Source organism: Ruegeria sp. CDSA221, from assembly GCF_059611825.1.
Genome location: NZ_JBXWPK010000004.1, coordinates 117960 through 133292, shown reverse-complemented (window position 1 = coordinate 133292; position 15333 = coordinate 117960). Strand labels below are relative to the sequence as shown.

Genomic DNA, 15333 nt, shown 5'->3' with positions numbered 1-15333 from the left:
AATGTTTCTTGATCTTCTCATACGCCGCAACCCCAAGTTCATCGAGGCCGCCATGGCCTTGCATCAACAAGGGAAGATCCCCGCAAACGCCTATGTGCTTGACTTGGATGCCGTCGAACGCAACGCGCGCCTTTTCTCTGATGTGGCCCGTGGGCATGGCCTTGCAACTTTTGCCATGACCAAACAGGTGGGCCGCCATTCCGGCTTTTGTCAGGCGGTCATGCGCGGTGGCATCAGCCGGTCCGTCGCCGTGGATATGGCCTGCGCCTTGGCATGTGACCGCGCTGGCTTAAGGACAGGTCATTTGGGTCACCTTGTACAGGTGCCCCGCCAAGAAGCTCTCTTCGCCGCAGCCAAACTACGCCCGGACTATTGGACGGTATTCTCGGACAACAAGGCAAAAGAGGCGGCAGACGCCTCTGCTCGGGCCGAGAGAGAACAGGCACTGATGGCGCGCATCCAGACTGAAGGGGATACGTTTTATCGTGGCCACGAGGGGGGATTTGACGCGAATGATATCCTGGCAGTGGCTGACCGTTTGGATGCGCTGCAGGGCGGGCGCTTTGCAGGCATTACGACCTTTCCCGCCCTGCTTTTCGACCAGGATGACCGCAAGGTTGTGCCGACCCCAAACCTCCACACGCTCAACATGGCTGCAGAAGCTCTGGCGCGTGCTGGGCGTACGGAGGTCGAAATCAATGCCCCCGGAACGACATCTTCAGCTGTTCTTCCGGCATTAGCCGAAGCCGGGGCCACGCAGGTTGAACCGGGCAATGGCCTACATGGCACGACGCCTCTCCATGCGGTAGAAGACCTTCCTGAGGATCCCGCCGTACTTTACCTTTCCGAGGTCTCGCACCATCACGGCGGGAAAGCCTATTGCTTTGGCGGCGGGCTCTATATCGATCCGGTTTTCCCGAAATACCAGGTTCGGGCGCTGGTCAGCAGCAGCCCGACAATCAGCCGGTCAGCCCTGCGAAATGTCGAAATTCCTGATTATTCCGCAATAGATTACTACGCCATGATCGACAGCGACAGTGATCAAAACCCCGCACCAGGCGACACGGTTGTCTTCGGTTTCCGTGGGCAGGCCTTTGTGACCCGCGCTTTGGTTGCCGGGATAAAAGGCGTAGACAGCGGAATGCCAGAGCTTACCTCAATCGAAAACGGCTTTGGCGACCACGTCAGCTGGCCGGGAGCATTTGCGCAATGACTCCGGTTCTTTCCCTCAAGCAAATCCACAAATCTTTTGGCGGAGTGGTCGCGATCCAGAATTTTTCACTGGACCTCTACCCCGGTGAAATCGTGGCTCTGGTCGGTGATAATGGCGCGGGTAAATCCACGCTCGTCAAGATCATCTCTGGCGTGCATCGACCAACCAGCGGCGAGATCGCGCTTGACGGCGAAGAAGTCGGTTTTTCGGATGCAAGCGCGGCTCGATCACATGGTATTGAGGTGGTCTATCAGGACCTCGCATTGGCTGACGAACAGCCGGTTTATATGAACATGTTTCTGGGCCGCGAACTGACGCGCAAACCCTTTGGACTGCTGGATAAAGCACGCATGCGTGCCGAAACCCAAAGCCTTGTTGATCAGCTTGACGTGCGCATCCCCTCTGAGCGCGCAGCCATACGTGATTTGAGCGGAGGCCAAAGACAGGGCATTGCTATCGCGCGAGCAACCCATTGGGCCAGCAAATTGATCCTTCTGGATGAACCCACTGCAGCACTTGGCGTTGCAGAGACTGCAAAGGTTGAGGACCTCGTCGCGTCACTTAAGGATCGCAATCTGGCAATCTTGATCATCAGCCATTCCCTGGATCAGGTTTTTCGTCTTGCCGACCGCATCTGCGTTTTACGCCGGGGTGAACAGATAGGTGTCAGAACAACTGCCGAGACCGACAAGAACGAAATTGTCGCCATGATCACCGGTGTTCATAGTTGATGGCGCAAAGCGCAGCCGTGTCCCCATCTTTATAAAGGGGCCCTTTGGCTCGATCGGATATGACACCTATCGCTGCCCGATGATTTCGAAAGAATAATCTCGTCTCACCCCTGCCGGAGGTGGCGGGAAGGGTGCAGCCGCTTTCACCTGGGCAAGGGCGATCTGATCCAACCGCTTTGATCCCGAACTGCGTACTATTCCAACCGTCTGCAATGTCCCGTTCTCAGCTATTCGAAAGGCCACCAACGCGGCACCTCGAATATTGGCGCTCTTTCTCCGGGCGCGGATAATCTTGCGTTTAATCTGTCCGGCATAGTTGCTGGCGTCAGCATTGCCGGATGCGGTCAGCGCTGACGTGGATGTAGCAACATTTGCCGCGCCTTTCGTGGTTTTCCCGGTGGCGTCACCTTTCTTCCCCGATTGTTTCGCGTTGCCATGCGCGGTGGCAGTTTGATTGCTTACCTGTTTCTTCGGTTCCGGCGGCTTGGCATCCTCGGTCGGCAACACCGAAGCAGCATCACCCTGTCTGTTCGTTGTTTCAGCGTCCTGAGGCCTGAGAGGGCTTGGCGCAACAGCGGTCGCGGCCGTAGCGCTGCTCACAACCGGGCTGAGAGTTTGCGGCGACGTTGTGCGCTGCTGCTTGACAGGGCGGGCCTTGGGTTGCAACCGATGAGGTGCTGCCGGTTTCTTGCGCGTGCTGGCCGGTGCTGGTGCATTTGTTCCGGCGACGAAGTCCTTGAATACAGATCCCAGCGCGGCGGCCCTCTCCTCTCCGCCACCTTCGACCTGCACCTGTTCGGCGGTCGAATAATCCAAAAGCGCAAGGCCATGTGTCGCTACGGCCAATGCGACAGAAATCAGAACCACCGCGCGGGATTTGGTTATCACCGTAATCCCCTTTCGGTCACGACATAAACCTGACTTGCACCCAACCCGCGCAAGTCATCGCTGATCTGTTTGAGCGCAACCGCAGGCAAGGATCGATCCGGCACGATCCGAACCGCATCAAAGGGCAGATCAACAGCCGCCCGCTCTACATAGGCCGCAGCATTGGTCAGCTCTGCCCCGCGATATTCAAGTGTGCCATCCGCACGGATAACCAATGCATCAGGCGGCTCGCGTCCCTCCAGATCCATCGTTTCGACAAGCTGAACCGATCCGTTGAGCGGCGGCGTAAGGGTGCCTGCGATCATGAAGAATATAAGCATCAGGAACACGACATTGATCAGCGCGATGGTTGGCTCTCGGCTTTGTCTGGGCTTCGATTTCAACTGCATCAGCCCAAAACCTGAGTGCGCAAGTTTTCGACAGGTGCCAGCACGATGAGCAGATCAATCAGCTGCTGAGAGGTTGCTTTTGGTCCGAGGCTGATGAGCGCGATTTGGGAATTGGCGTCGAGCAGCATTGGGGCGACCTGCGCCAATGGTACAGGCGCACCATCGACCAGAATTCGGTCTGCATCCAGTTTAATAAACCGGATGGCTTGGTCTGGCTCCGCGCCGCCGACGGAGGCCGTCGAAAACTGAATCTCGGAAAATTTTGAGAATGTGGATGTCAGCATGAAAAACAACAGCAGCAAAAAGATGACATCTATAAGCGACGTCATTGACAGGCGTTTGCGCCGCTTTCTTTGCACATTAAGCGCCATGTACCAGCGCCGTAATTGACGCCCCTGCCGTTTGCTCGGTCTCCTCGGCATGGCCGGGGGCAAATATTGTTCTGAGCGCACGGTTGGTAAAGACGCGTTCTCGGTTCACGCGGGCCTCAAACCAGGTCAGGATCAGTGACGTCGGCATGGCCACAGCCAGCCCCGCCGCCGTTGTCATCAGTGCGACCCAGATCCCTCCGGCCAGCAGCGAGGGATCAACAGCGTTGCCTGCCCCCTGCAGGGTCTGGAAGGCTTCGATCATGCCCAGCACTGTGCCGAACAATCCAAGCAGGGGCGCAAGTTGCGAGACGATATCCAGCACGTTGAGACCCTGTTCCAGTTTTGCAAATCGCGTCTCAGCCTCGGCATCGACCCGTTCGGACAAGGTGCGATCATTCCCGGACAATGCCATTGCGATCACCGGCGCCAGGTAACTACGGCTTTTGTTCAGGTATATTCTGGCGGCCGTGGGGTCTTCTCGGTCCCATGCGTCGATCGCCCTTGACAATTCGACGTGACGGCCGACTCCCGCCGCTTTGTATTGCCAGATTTTGTAAAAGACCAAGGCGAGGGTCGCGATTGAGGCTGCAATCAGGATCGCCACCACCGGGCCCCCTAATTGCATGATTTCCATCAGTTTTTGCAGCATTTCGGACATAGCTTTATCCAATCATCTCAGTTTCAAGGCGGCTTTTTAGACTGAGGCCATTCATGCAGGCATCTTTGTTACCGCTCTGGGTCATGCATTCCTGCACGCCGTTGAACAGAATCCGGCTGATCTGGTCACAGGCCATGTCGGTGAATTGAAACTGCCTGACCCGTGGGCGGCCTGCGGGCAGTTCTTCGAAATCCAGCAGGGTAATTAACGCGACCGCACCGTTTTTGCCAAACAGGACGGTTTCATAGACCGCACCGTTGATGTCGACCTCATGCATATTTTCGGCGACAAAGCTGAGCAGACAGTTTTGCCCCCTTGCTTCGGCAGAGCTGAGTTCGATTGATACGCCGCCAGTCTTGGGCACCTCTTCTGCGCTGGCGATCCCTGCCCCCAAGACTGAGAGCAGGGTCGACAGGACAGCGCTGGCTTTGTTTGCTGCCGCACTTCGCATAACGGGTCCTTTCCTTGGGATCAGAAGGTTTTGGCCAGGCCGAGCTTGAAGGTCCGGCCCGTCGAATTGCGGGTCGACAGGTTCGGGCGGTAGTCCTTATCAAGGATGTTCTCGATACCGGCGCGCAGCTCAAAGCCTTCAAACACACCCTCTTGCGGCATGTAGGTCGCACGCAGAGAGTTTACTCCGTATCCCGCGGTCGCGTCCCCGCTCGAGTCCGTTCCGGCCCGGGCACCGAAGATTTCCCAGCTGACGTCCAACGTCTGACCGAACCGCTTGCCCAATGTCAGGCGCGCGGAATCCGACGGCTCATTCCGCCAACGCGAGTCATCGCCGGTGGCGCTGGTTTCCGTACCCGTCACGATGTTCGAGTTGAAATCGACGTAGAACCCACCCGCATTGGCATAAGAGGCTTCGATCTCGGCGCCTTTTGTTTCCACTTCGGACAGGGGTTGAGACGGGGTGCCAGAGACGTAGGAGGTGATATCCCACAGGGTCGTTTGATAGAAATTGACCTTGGCGCGGATCACGTCGCCCTCGGCAAACACGTCACCGCGATCATAGGAAAAACCAGCTTCCCACGTGCGGGATCTCTCGGGTTGCGTCATGTAAAGCGGCGTGCCCAGATCATCGATGATCGGCAGGCTTTCCGTGTAGGCCGCACCACCAAAGATCGCGAAACCGCTGTTGAACGCGTACCGCGCCGACAACCCGCCCATAAGCGCGTTGTTGTCATAGCTTTCGTTGAACGGGGCCGCGGCGTCATCATCACCGTCGATGTCCTGCGTCTCATATCGCACCGCGGGGGTAATCGTCAGATTGTCACCGATCTGCACATCGTCCACAGCAAACAGGGCAAATCGACGGTCGGTTCCACCCGGCGCCGATGCCGCGTCCAACCGTTCGCGGTTGATGAATTCAATCCCTGCCCGCAGATCATGCGAGGCGATGCCGGTCTGGAAATACGACGTGTTCTTGATCGTCAGCTTTGTCGTTTCATAGTTATGCGTGGCATCAGCCAGAGCCTGAATTCCAGGGAAGAATGGCGTGCCCTCAAGGCTGGAAGACCCGGAAACATAGCTGCTTTCGATCGCCTGCTCAGAATAGCTGAGGTTCACATCCAGATCGACCAGATCATTTCCAACGGGTTGATATTGATACCGCAGGATACCGATCTTTGTTTCGATATCACGGTCTACATTACCAAAGGCATCCGACGTGGTGCCAAACGAGTCATAAGGGACGTCGCGCTCTTCAGATGTGGACTGGTTGTAGGATGCGGTGAACGAATGTTCGAGATCGTTGCCGAAGCTGTATTTGCCCTTAGCCAGAAGCGACGGCAGCGTGAACGCGCTGTTGCCGATCGTATTGCCGTTTCCATCCTCCTGATCGTCCTGATCCCGATAGGCGTAGTTGAACAGAAATTCCGTTTGGGTATTCGGCTGCCAAGCCAGGATAGAGGACGAGGCAAATCCGTTACCGTTGGAATACCCTTCAAAGGTTTGACGGAAACGGAAACCCGGCTCTCCACCGGTGAAATCTGACGCGCCCTTGGTTTCCAGCTGAACGACACCACCAACAACCCCGGACCCATATTCGAATGAACCGACAGTGCCCCGAATGACCGAGACGCTTTTGTAAAGCTGGGGGTCAGTAAAAAGCTGGTTGCCGATCCGATACAGCTCTTCCGCGCCCGTTGTGGCGCCATCGACCAGGATCAGTACCTTCTGGTCGGTTCCGAACGTGCCGTTTGCACCATAGCCGCGAATATTGATGCCCGATCCCTGAGGGGTCGAGCCGTTCACCAGGCTTACCCCCGGAACCGAGTCGATCAGCTCTGCAACCGTATTGGCCTGCCGGTCGTTGATCTCTTCCTGATCAATATTTGTGACCGGCACGGCAGTGTCTGTCTGAATCTCTCGTTTGCTTTCCCCAAGTATCAGGGTGCCCAGGAAACCATCGTCTTGTTCTTGCGCCATAGCGCCAGCCGCAATCATGCTGAGGCACGAAGCCGTTCCCAGCAAAGCTATCTTCCGTATTTGCACACGCATCTCTGTCCCTTCGAAACAGTAGGAGGACCTGAAATGCTTGCGCCATGCTGGCTTTGGTCAGTCTGTTTTATTGTTTTTTAGACTCGCCGATTTTGGCGACTTGTGCTCGTTAATAAAGGTTACTAAAACAGTCAACAATAAATCGCAGTCGTTCTGACGGCTCTTGCCAGCGGGCAGCCGAGGAAATCGGCAGCCGGGCCAGCACCTCCGAAAATCAACTCGTAAGATGGGAAACCCCATGACGGAACAGGTGCCTAACACCCCCGATCAAATTCGCGCAGCCTATGCGCAAAACAGCGGTAAGCGTGACCGCGATCTGGCAGAATCGCTTGGATTGACCGAAGGGCAGCTGGTTGCAGCCTTCGCTGGGCTGGACGTAACGCGGCTGTCGGCTAGCCTTGATGACATTTTCCCAATGCTCAACGGGTTGGGAGAGGTCATGGCGTTGACGCGCAATATCTCCTGCGTGATCGAAAAGGTCGGACAATACGACAATTACCATTCGGGCGCGCATGCCTCGATGGTTCTGACGGATGAGATTGATTTGCGCATGTTTCCCAGCCACTGGGTCCATGCCTTTGCGATCGAACGCAAAACCGACAGCGGTGTGAAACGCTCGCTTCAGGTCTTTGATGCCGCAGGCGATGCGGTGCACAAGATATTCCTGCGCGAAGGATCGGATCTGGACCATTGGGATAAGCTTGTCAGCGCCCTTGCGTCTGAGGACCAATCGCAAACTCTTGATTTAGAACCGCGCCGACCGACCGAAGCGCCCAAGGCCAACCCCGAAAAGACGGAAATCCTACGTGCGGAATGGGCCAAGATGACGGACACCCACCAGTTCATGCGCTTGACCTCAAAGCTCAAGATGAACCGATTGGGGGCCTATCGCATCGCCGGCCAACCGCTTGTCAGGGAACTGACGCCGTCGGTAATATCACCAATGTTCGAACAGGTGTGCGACAAGGAAATTGAGGTGATGATCTTTGTTGGCAATCGTGGATGTATCGAAATTCACGGTGGCCTTATCGGAACGATCAAGCAGATGGGACCCTGGTTCAATGTGCTTGACCCGCGTTTCAATCTGCATCTGAGGACGGACCATATTGCAGAGGTCTGGGCTGTCACCAAACCGACTCAGCGCGGCCCCGCCGTCTCGGTCGAGGCGTTCGATGCAGAAGGTGGGCTGATCTTCCAGATATTTGGTCAGCGCACCGGCGATACCGACCATCGCCCAATCTGGAATGAGTTAGTTGCCGCACTTGAACCCCAACCCGAGGCCGCGCTGACATGAACAGGATGCGAGTGATCTGGCCTGCCTTGGCTATGCTGCTAAGTACACAGGTCGCGCAGGCTGCGGACGACGAACCAAAGCGGATCATCGCGATCGGCAGTTCCATCACTGAAATCGTCTACGCTCTGGGTCAGCAAGACAGGCTTGTTGGTCGCGACCGAACATCAACCTACCCGACAGAAGCGATGAACCTGCCCGATATCGGATACCGACGCGCGCTGTCGCCCGAAGGCGTTTTGTCGGTAGAACCAGACTTGGTCCTGGCGCTTGAAGGTTCAGGACCACCAGAGGCGATTGCGGTTCTGCAGGAAGCGGGCGTGCAATACGTCACGATCAAGGATGGGTTCTCTCTGGAAGGCGTGGTCGAAAAAATCCAAACCGTTGGGGCCGTGCTGGGAGCTGACGTTGCTGCCGAGGGATTGGCAGCGCAAACCATACGCCAGATCAATCAGGCGGAATTGGCGGCTAGTAGTGCCGCAGGATCCAACCCGAAACGGGTTCTGTTTGTTCTGTCGGTGCAGGATAACCGGATCACAGTGGGAGGTGTGGATACCCAAGCAGACAGCATCATTCGATTGGCTGGCGGTGTAAATGCCGCCGCCAAAGTGTCAGGTTACAAGCCAATGACGCCCGAAGCGCTGGTGTCGGCTGCGCCTGATGTCATCCTTATGATGGATCGGCGGGGTGATAATAATACCGAGGATGCCGCGCTCTTTTCACTGCCCGCAGTCAAGCTGACCCCGGCGGGCCAGAACAAGATGCTGATCCGCATGCAGGGTGCATATCTTCTTGGGTTTGGCCCTAGAACCGCCAGTGCCATTTCTGATCTGTCAGCAGCCCTGCAGGATGAAGGTGGCTCATGACGCTGACGTTGGATCATATGAGCGCCGAGGCACCTGGGTACAATCGGCGAGCAACCGCACGGCGGGTTACTTTGGCCTTACTAGTATTGCTTGGCCTGACCAGCGCCGCAAGCATTTCAGTCGGTGCTTCGGATGCGTCGTTAAACATGGCGGTGATCGACCTAATCAATGGGCGGTCCCTGTCTGACCTGAATCGGATTGTCCTTTGGGACATACGCTTGCCCCGGCTTGCCATGGGGATTCTGGTCGGTGCCGCACTGGCTGTTTCAGGGGTGGTCATGCAAGGGCTTTTCCGAAACCCGTTGGCGGACCCCGGAATTGTCGGCGTCAGCGCGGGCGCAGGTCTGGGCGCAATTTCAGCCATCATGCTTGGCAGCCACGTGCCAGTGTCGGTTTTGGTCTGGACCGGAAACGGGTTAGTGGCCATTGCTGCTTTTCTTGGTGGCTGGGCGTCTGTTCTGATCCTATACCGTGTCTCGACCAGCGGAGGGCGGACATCGGTCGCAACTATGCTACTGGCCGGCATTGCATTAGGTGCCTTATCCGGCGCTGCATCGGGTGTTCTGGTCTACATGGCCGATGATCAGCAATTACGCGACCTGACGTTCTGGGGAATGGGATCGTTAGCTGGGGCAACCTGGACCAAAATCGCCTCGGCTGCGCCTATCATTTTGGTTGCCCTTGCAAGCACACAATTTCTGGCTCGCGCGCTTAACGGTCTGGCGATGGGAGAGGCGGTGGCCCATCACATGGGCATCCCGGTTCAGCGCAGCAAGAACATTGCCATTCTGGCCGTTGCCGGGGCCACCGGGGCCGCTGTTGCCGTGTCCGGCGGCATCGGGTTCATCGGAATTGTGGTCCCCCATTTGCTACGGCTGGCCACGGGGCCGGACCACCACAGGCTTTTGATGAACTCCGCCCTGCTGGGTGCCAGTCTGCTGCTATGCGCCGACATGATCAGCCGGGTCGTGGTGGCCCCGGCGGAACTGCCAATCGGGATCGTCACGGCAATTCTCGGCGCACCGGTCTTTCTTTGGATCCTCCTGCGCCGCCACGGCATTATGGGAATGTAAATCATGCAAGGTAAGAACATCTGCGTCAGTCTGGGCCGAAAGGACATCTTGCACGACGTGAATTTCAAGGCCGATCCCGGTCAGGTCACCGCAATCATCGGGCCGAACGGATCGGGCAAGTCGACCTTACTAAAGGCATTGGCCGGAGAGATTGCCTCGACCGGAACCGTCACCCTGAACGGCCACGACATCTCAGAGTTAAAGCCCTGGCAACTGGCCGCGAAACGGGGCGTGCTGCCACAATCGACCAGCGTGGCCTTTCCTTTCAAAGTGCACGAGATTGTCAGACTGGGGCTGGCAAACGGGTTGGCCGCACAAGATGACGGTTCGGTCACTACCGCCCTGGCACATGTCGACCTAGCAGGGTTCGAGCAGAGGTCTTACCAGACCCTGTCCGGGGGTGAGCAGCAGCGCGTACAGTTAGCCCGTGTTTTGACGCAGGTCTGGCAGGCACAACGGGCCGATCATCCCAGCTGGCTTTTACTGGACGAACCGGTTGCCAGCCTGGATATCGCGCATCAATTTACGGTCCTTGGTATCGCAAGCGAATTTGCCGCCCAAGGTGGAGGTGTGGTGGTGGTGATGCACGATCTGAACCTCACCGCGTTATTTGCAGACTGTATTTACGTGATGTCACAGGGCACTGTCTGGGGCTCTGGCACACCTTCAAATATCCTCACCGACGACCTGATGCAGCAAGTTTACGGCATCAACCTACCGATCGGCATTGTGCCGACCGGCCCGCTTCCTTTTGTACTGCCTCAGGCAATGCACAAATGCATTGAGGCTTGATGTTGTGCAAACAGATACGTTGCCTCAGACAGCGCGGGTCAATCCTCCGTCAACGCGCAAGTTTTGACCCGTCATATAACCACCGCCTTCAGACGCCAGCCATGAGACAAGCGAAGAGACCTCCGCAGCATGACCGTAACGCCCCATCGGAATCCGGGCTTTGCGGTCTTCTGTTTCGGGCAGGCTGTCGATGAAACCCGGCAGGATGTTATTCATGCGAATATTCTCTGCGGCATATTTATCGGAATAGAGTTTGGCAAAGGCGGCCAATCCTGCCCGGAAGACGCCTGATGTTGGAAACAGCGGATCGGGCTCGAACGCCGCGAACGTAGAGATGTTGATAATCACCCCCCTGCCCTGTTGCTGCATCAAGGGTGTCACCAGCCGTGTTGGGCGGATAACATTCATCAGATAGACCTCCATCCCTTGATGCCAGTCATCGTCACCGATCTCTAATACGGGCCCTTTCGGGCCATGACCGGCGGAATTGACCAAGACATCGACGCGGCCCCAACGCTCCGTCGCGCCCTTGACCAAAGCAGTCAGATCGTCACCACTGAGGTTAGAACCAGTGACGCCAAAACCACCCAGCTCGGCGCCGAGTGCTTCGCCTTTACCCGAAGAAGAGAGGATGCCGACTTTGAAGCCATCTTTGGCAAGCCGGCGCGCCGCGTCAGCCCCCATGCCACTCCCGCCCGCGGTAATCAAAGCTACTTTTTCTACTGCCATCTGACGATTCCCCTTATGTATTCTGCGAAAATATCCCGTTTCGATGGGTCGTTCGATTGAGATTTGATGTTTCATTACAGTAGAAATACTATTGTCTCATGGCTGATCTTCCTCCCCTCAACGGTTTACGGGCTTTCGAAGTCGCTGGGCGCCGCCTCAGTTTCCGCGCCGCTGCCGATGAGTTGGGCGTAACACAAGGGGCGGTGGCGCAGCAGGTGCGACTGCTGGAAGCTCACCTAGAAGTCACATTGTTCGAAAGGGTGCCCAAAGGATTGGAGTTCACCTCGGTTGGCCGTAGCTATCACGCACGTATATCGGTTGCCTTTGCGAGCCTTAGATCAGCAACCGCCGAGCTAAAGCCGGAACCGGACAAGGTTATAATAAGCGTCACCCCGACTTTTGCTGCCAGATGGTTGATCCCGAATCTGCCGGACTTTGCTGAGAGCCATCCGGAAATCGACTTGCGGATCATGGCCACTGAAAAAGTCTCCAGCTTTCACAGCGACGGGATCGACCTTGCCGTCCGGCAGGGATCGCCGCCGTTTGGCGCCGCGCTTCGGGCGGCGCTTATTTTCAGACAAGAGGTGATTGCCGTCGCCGCACCCGAATTTATCAGCGACGGATTCAATTCGTTAACACCAGATGACCTTGCACGCCTGCCCAAAATTCATGACACGCATGACCTTTGGCCGCGATACCTTGCAGACCTAGGGGTTCGTGACAAATCGCAACGCGGCCTTCGATTAAGCCAGACAGCGCTTGCAGTTGACGCTGCGATCGCGCGGCAGGGTGTGGCCCTTGTCAGCCGTTTCATGGTTTCCCGAGATCTTGAGGCAGGACGCCTGGTAGAGGTTGGTGCGGCAAGAGACATCGGTGGTAGCGATTTTTACCTCCTCATAGAGCGTTCGGCCGCAAACCAACACGCGGTGATGCAAGTCGTAAACTGGCTAAAATCGCGGTCGGCGAAAGAAACGTGATCGGCTTTCGATTCCTGCAAAGCGCACGCATGCGCGTCTGAAATGAAGGGCTGCTTAGGTTTCCCAACGCTTCCCAATTCAGGGTCTTAGTGCTCTCGAACCTGCGGGCAAACACCTCGAGCCGCTGGCGTAGTCGAACACAGCATCCGGGGCAAAATAGTTCGTAACGGCATCCGGATCGAGTGCGTTAGAGGCATTACCGACGGCATTCACATTTGTTCAGTTGCTTCAGGTCAGTTTCGTCCGACCAACCTGAGCAAGTGCACTGGACAACTCTTCGCTGAGGATATTCCACAGTCTATGCAAACCTTCTTCGCCGGCCGCGGCGATGGCAAATTGCAATACGCGCCCAAAAAACACGTAATTTGCACTCTGATCGAGGGCTTTCAGAACGTCTTCGCCAGATCGTAAGCCACTGTCGTAGAATAGCGGAAAATCCGCACCAACGCTGTCTCGTATCCGGCCCAGCGCGTGAACGGCAGCGGGTGCGCTTTCAAGTTGCCGTGCGCCATGATTTGACACTTGAATGGCGTCAACGCCTTCGGATTTCAGCTGCAGCGCATCCTCGGCGTTGGTCACGCCTTTTACTACCAGATTGCCCTGCCACAAATCGCGCAGAGCCTTCAATGTTGTCCAAGTCGCCCTCGCGCGGCTTTCGGTGCGGTCGAATTCAAAGCCCGGCATCTCGAAATTTGCCATCTGCGGACGACCTGCGGCAAGTGACATAAGCGACCATTGCGGGTGCAGGGCAAAGTCCAGAAACTGGCGTGGGCCGATACGAAACGGCATGGTAAAACCATGGCGCAGCTCACGCGGACGGCGACCAACCTCGGGCACGTCAACGGTGACGATCAGGGTTTCGTATCCGGCATCTTGCGCCCGCTTTGCCAGCTTGAACGACCCCGTTCCGTCCCCGCTGAAATAAAGCTGGAACCACGCGTGCCCCTCGGCGACCTCGATCAGCTTTTCCAGCGGGGTTGAGGCGACGGTCGATACCCCCAAGGGCACGGATTCGCGTGCGGCCAACCGCGCTAGCATCAGATCGGCACCAGGTCTGGACAGGTTGCACATCCCCATCGGCGCAATGCCAAAGGGCCGCTTGGCAATCTTGCCAAACAGCGGCATGTCCAAAGACCGATTGCTGACGTCTTTCAATATTCGGGGTTCAAGGCAAATGTCATCCAGAGCAGCGCGGTTACGCGCAGCCCCTGTTTCTGACCCTGCGGCTCCATCGATATAGTCAAACACCATCCAAGGCAGACGTGCCTTGGCCAAACGCCGCGCATCCTCACTGGAATGAATTCGCGCGGCGCGGTTCATCAACCAGCCACCGCTTTCATAAAGCGATCCTTGATGATCACCGGGTCCATTGTAATGACTGGCATCTTGGCATTTCCGCTGTCGCATTTCACGATCATGACCGTGCCGACCTGTGCGTCCATCGCCTCTTGCAGTGCTTTGCCGGTATCAACATCCTGTACTTCAACGACATTGTCACATCCGGCCGCACGCGCCATGCCCGCCAGATCGGTTTTGCGCCCTGTATAGGTCGGCTGATCACCGGTTGATCCATATGATCCGTTGTCGATGACCATCAGGATGAAATTCGGGGGCATATTGTTCCCAATGGTTGGCAAGGTGCCCAGATTGGTCAACACCGACCCGTCCCCATCGATAGAGATCACGGTTTTTGGCTGAGCCAGCGCCAGACCCAAGCCGATTGACGAAGCGAGGCCCATCGTGCCGAGCATGTAGAAATTCGTTGGTTGATCGTCGATGGCATGCAGTTCTTGGCTGGGGATGCCAATGTTGCAGACCACTAGTTGATCACGAAGTTGAGGTGCAATTTCCTTGAGGATTTCAGAACGGATCATTGGTCGCCATAGCCTCCCCAGAAATTGGCATCGGTCAGGATTGCCACGGGTTTGTTGCACATAAAGGTATACTTCAGGATCATATCCAGCTCTTCCACATCCTTCTGGTGATGGAAGTGGTAGGTGGGGATATTCATCTGCGCCAGCAGCGCCTTGGTATGCACCGCCATTTCCACCTGACACGCCACAGGTTCGCGGAGCTCTCCGCGGTAGCTGATCAACATCGGCAGAGGCATCCGGTAATACTGGATCAACGTCGCAAGAGTGTTGATCGTCACCCCAATGGCTGTGTTCTGCATGATGATCGCAGGGCGTTTTCCACCCATCCACGCACCGGCACATAGGCCCATGCCCTCGTCTTCCTTGTTCGACGGAATATGGAAGATATCCGGGTGTTGGTCGATTTCTTCGATAACGCCCGCAAGCTGTTTGCAGGGCACCGTCGTCACGAATGAGATATCATTCGCGACAAGATCGTCGGTGATCTTCTTGTCTATGTTCATGTTCCAGAAGAGCCTTTCTTGAAAGAGGTGGAGGGCGTCCTCAAGAGGACGCGCGATGCACATGGACGGCACAGCCTGCGTGCCGCACGACGCGGGCAGCTGTGGAGCCAAGGAAATAGTCTCTGAGGCCGGGCTTGTGGGATCCAATCACGATGCAGTCGATGCCATGCGCCTCGGAATAGTCAATGATAGTGCGGGCCGAATGTCCCTTTACAATCACCGGCGTGACACCGGGATGTCCAGACAATTTACCCTCAAGATCAGCGCGCGCTTTTTCAAACCCGGCGGCAACCGTTTCTTCGTCCAGATAGGCACTGACCGAGCCTTGGGGCGCCTCATGGACGTGAAGGGCGAATATCTGGGCATCCTTCGCGCTCAGCGCTTTGGCGATCTCGAGCGTATGGATCGACACGCCATGGTCCAGCGCCATCGGGACGAGGATTTTATGATACATGCTGTGTCTCCATTTGGTTGGT

General features: G+C 56.6%; 18 protein-coding genes. 7 read left to right on the top strand and 11 right to left on the bottom strand.

All coding sequences use genetic code 11. The annotated features are described in order from the left end of the window. Position 1 precedes the first annotated feature (1 nt). Together AC2FJ5_RS07645 and AC2FJ5_RS07640 are read left to right on the top strand one after the other, a co-directional pair. Complete coding sequence (locus tag AC2FJ5_RS07645) at positions 2-1213, top strand: alanine racemase (protein WP_496701272.1); 1212 nt, start codon at positions 2-4, stop codon at positions 1211-1213. After that, on the top strand, positions 1210-1944 hold the full coding sequence (locus tag AC2FJ5_RS07640) for an ATP-binding cassette domain-containing protein (protein WP_496692973.1): 735 nt from the start codon (positions 1210-1212) through the stop codon (positions 1942-1944). The genes AC2FJ5_RS07645 and AC2FJ5_RS07640 overlap by 4 nt, the downstream gene beginning before the upstream one ends. A 66-nt stretch (positions 1945-2010) precedes the next feature. On the opposite strand, the gene AC2FJ5_RS07635 is transcribed toward AC2FJ5_RS07640, so the two are convergent. From AC2FJ5_RS07635 to AC2FJ5_RS07610, 6 genes are read right to left on the bottom strand one after another with little or no spacing between them, the layout of a single operon-like run. Further along, positions 2011-2832 carry an energy transducer TonB gene (locus AC2FJ5_RS07635; protein WP_496792976.1) on the bottom strand — a complete coding sequence of 274 codons (822 nt, stop codon included), beginning with the start codon at positions 2830-2832 and terminating at the stop codon, positions 2011-2013. After that, entirely contained in the window at positions 2829-3221 is a 393-nt protein-coding gene (locus AC2FJ5_RS07630) for an ExbD/TolR family protein (RefSeq protein WP_496701276.1), read from the bottom strand. Before AC2FJ5_RS07630 ends, AC2FJ5_RS07635 begins: the two co-directional genes overlap by 4 nt. Next, positions 3221-3592 carry a biopolymer transporter ExbD gene (locus tag AC2FJ5_RS07625; RefSeq protein WP_496792974.1) on the bottom strand — a complete coding sequence of 124 codons (372 nt, stop codon included), beginning with the start codon at positions 3590-3592 and terminating at the stop codon, positions 3221-3223. Before AC2FJ5_RS07625 ends, AC2FJ5_RS07630 begins: the two co-directional genes overlap by 1 nt. Next, a complete protein-coding gene (locus tag AC2FJ5_RS07620) occupies positions 3582-4250 on the bottom strand; it encodes a MotA/TolQ/ExbB proton channel family protein (RefSeq protein WP_496792972.1) in 669 nt (222 codons plus the stop codon). The genes AC2FJ5_RS07625 and AC2FJ5_RS07620 overlap by 11 nt, the downstream gene beginning before the upstream one ends. 4 nt (positions 4251-4254) lie before the next feature. After that, complete coding sequence (locus AC2FJ5_RS07615) at positions 4255-4701, bottom strand: hypothetical protein (RefSeq protein WP_496792970.1); 447 nt, start codon at positions 4699-4701, stop codon at positions 4255-4257. 20 nt (positions 4702-4721) lie between these two features. Beyond that, on the bottom strand, positions 4722-6752 hold the full coding sequence (locus AC2FJ5_RS07610; RefSeq protein ID WP_496708902.1) for a TonB-dependent receptor domain-containing protein: 2031 nt from the start codon (positions 6750-6752) through the stop codon (positions 4722-4724). A gap of 238 nt (positions 6753-6990) precedes the next feature. Between AC2FJ5_RS07610 and AC2FJ5_RS07605 the strand changes: the two genes are divergently transcribed. Genes AC2FJ5_RS07605 through AC2FJ5_RS07590 form a run of 4 tightly spaced genes read left to right on the top strand, consistent with a single transcriptional unit; the run spans position 6991 to position 10774 of the window. Continuing rightward, positions 6991-8046, top strand: a complete 1056-nt coding sequence (locus AC2FJ5_RS07605) for a hemin-degrading factor (RefSeq protein ID WP_496708903.1) — start codon at positions 6991-6993, stop codon at positions 8044-8046. After that, the gene (locus AC2FJ5_RS07600; RefSeq protein WP_496692068.1) at positions 8043-8909 is read left to right on the top strand and encodes a heme/hemin ABC transporter substrate-binding protein; all 867 of its coding nucleotides are present in this window, start codon (positions 8043-8045) and stop codon (positions 8907-8909) included. Before AC2FJ5_RS07605 ends, AC2FJ5_RS07600 begins: the two co-directional genes overlap by 4 nt. Beyond that, positions 8906-9982 (top strand): FecCD family ABC transporter permease, encoded by a 1077-nt coding sequence (locus AC2FJ5_RS07595; protein WP_496692067.1) that lies wholly within the window; start codon positions 8906-8908, stop codon positions 9980-9982. The genes AC2FJ5_RS07600 and AC2FJ5_RS07595 overlap by 4 nt, the downstream gene beginning before the upstream one ends. Before the next feature lie 3 nt (positions 9983-9985). Further along, positions 9986-10774, top strand: a complete 789-nt coding sequence (locus tag AC2FJ5_RS07590) for a heme ABC transporter ATP-binding protein (protein WP_496792968.1) — start codon at positions 9986-9988, stop codon at positions 10772-10774. A gap of 24 nt (positions 10775-10798) precedes the next feature. Here AC2FJ5_RS07590 and AC2FJ5_RS07585 read toward each other — a convergent pair whose 3' ends face one another. Then, positions 10799-11503 (bottom strand): SDR family oxidoreductase, encoded by a 705-nt coding sequence (locus tag AC2FJ5_RS07585; RefSeq protein ID WP_496792966.1) that lies wholly within the window; start codon positions 11501-11503, stop codon positions 10799-10801. 98 nt (positions 11504-11601) lie between these two features. On the opposite strand from AC2FJ5_RS07585, the gene AC2FJ5_RS07580 reads away from it, so the two are divergent. Next, a complete protein-coding gene (locus tag AC2FJ5_RS07580) occupies positions 11602-12480 on the top strand; it encodes a LysR substrate-binding domain-containing protein (RefSeq protein WP_496701289.1) in 879 nt (292 codons plus the stop codon). Positions 12481-12708: 228 nt separating this feature from the next. On the opposite strand, the gene AC2FJ5_RS07575 is transcribed toward AC2FJ5_RS07580, so the two are convergent. Genes AC2FJ5_RS07575 through AC2FJ5_RS07560 form a run of 4 tightly spaced genes read right to left on the bottom strand, consistent with a single transcriptional unit; the run spans position 12709 to position 15311 of the window. Next, a complete protein-coding gene (locus tag AC2FJ5_RS07575; protein WP_496792964.1) occupies positions 12709-13800 on the bottom strand; it encodes an alpha-hydroxy acid oxidase in 1092 nt (363 codons plus the stop codon). Beyond that, the gene (comE, locus tag AC2FJ5_RS07570) at positions 13800-14354 is read right to left on the bottom strand and encodes a sulfopyruvate decarboxylase subunit beta (protein WP_496701293.1); all 555 of its coding nucleotides are present in this window, start codon (positions 14352-14354) and stop codon (positions 13800-13802) included. The genes AC2FJ5_RS07575 and comE overlap by 1 nt, the downstream gene beginning before the upstream one ends. Further along, a complete protein-coding gene (gene comD / locus AC2FJ5_RS07565) occupies positions 14351-14857 on the bottom strand; it encodes a sulfopyruvate decarboxylase subunit alpha (protein ID WP_142637714.1) in 507 nt (168 codons plus the stop codon). The genes comE and comD overlap by 4 nt, the downstream gene beginning before the upstream one ends. Before the next feature lie 40 nt (positions 14858-14897). Next, positions 14898-15311 carry a universal stress protein gene (locus tag AC2FJ5_RS07560; protein ID WP_496792962.1) on the bottom strand — a complete coding sequence of 138 codons (414 nt, stop codon included), beginning with the start codon at positions 15309-15311 and terminating at the stop codon, positions 14898-14900. Positions 15312-15333: the final 22 nt, after the last annotated feature.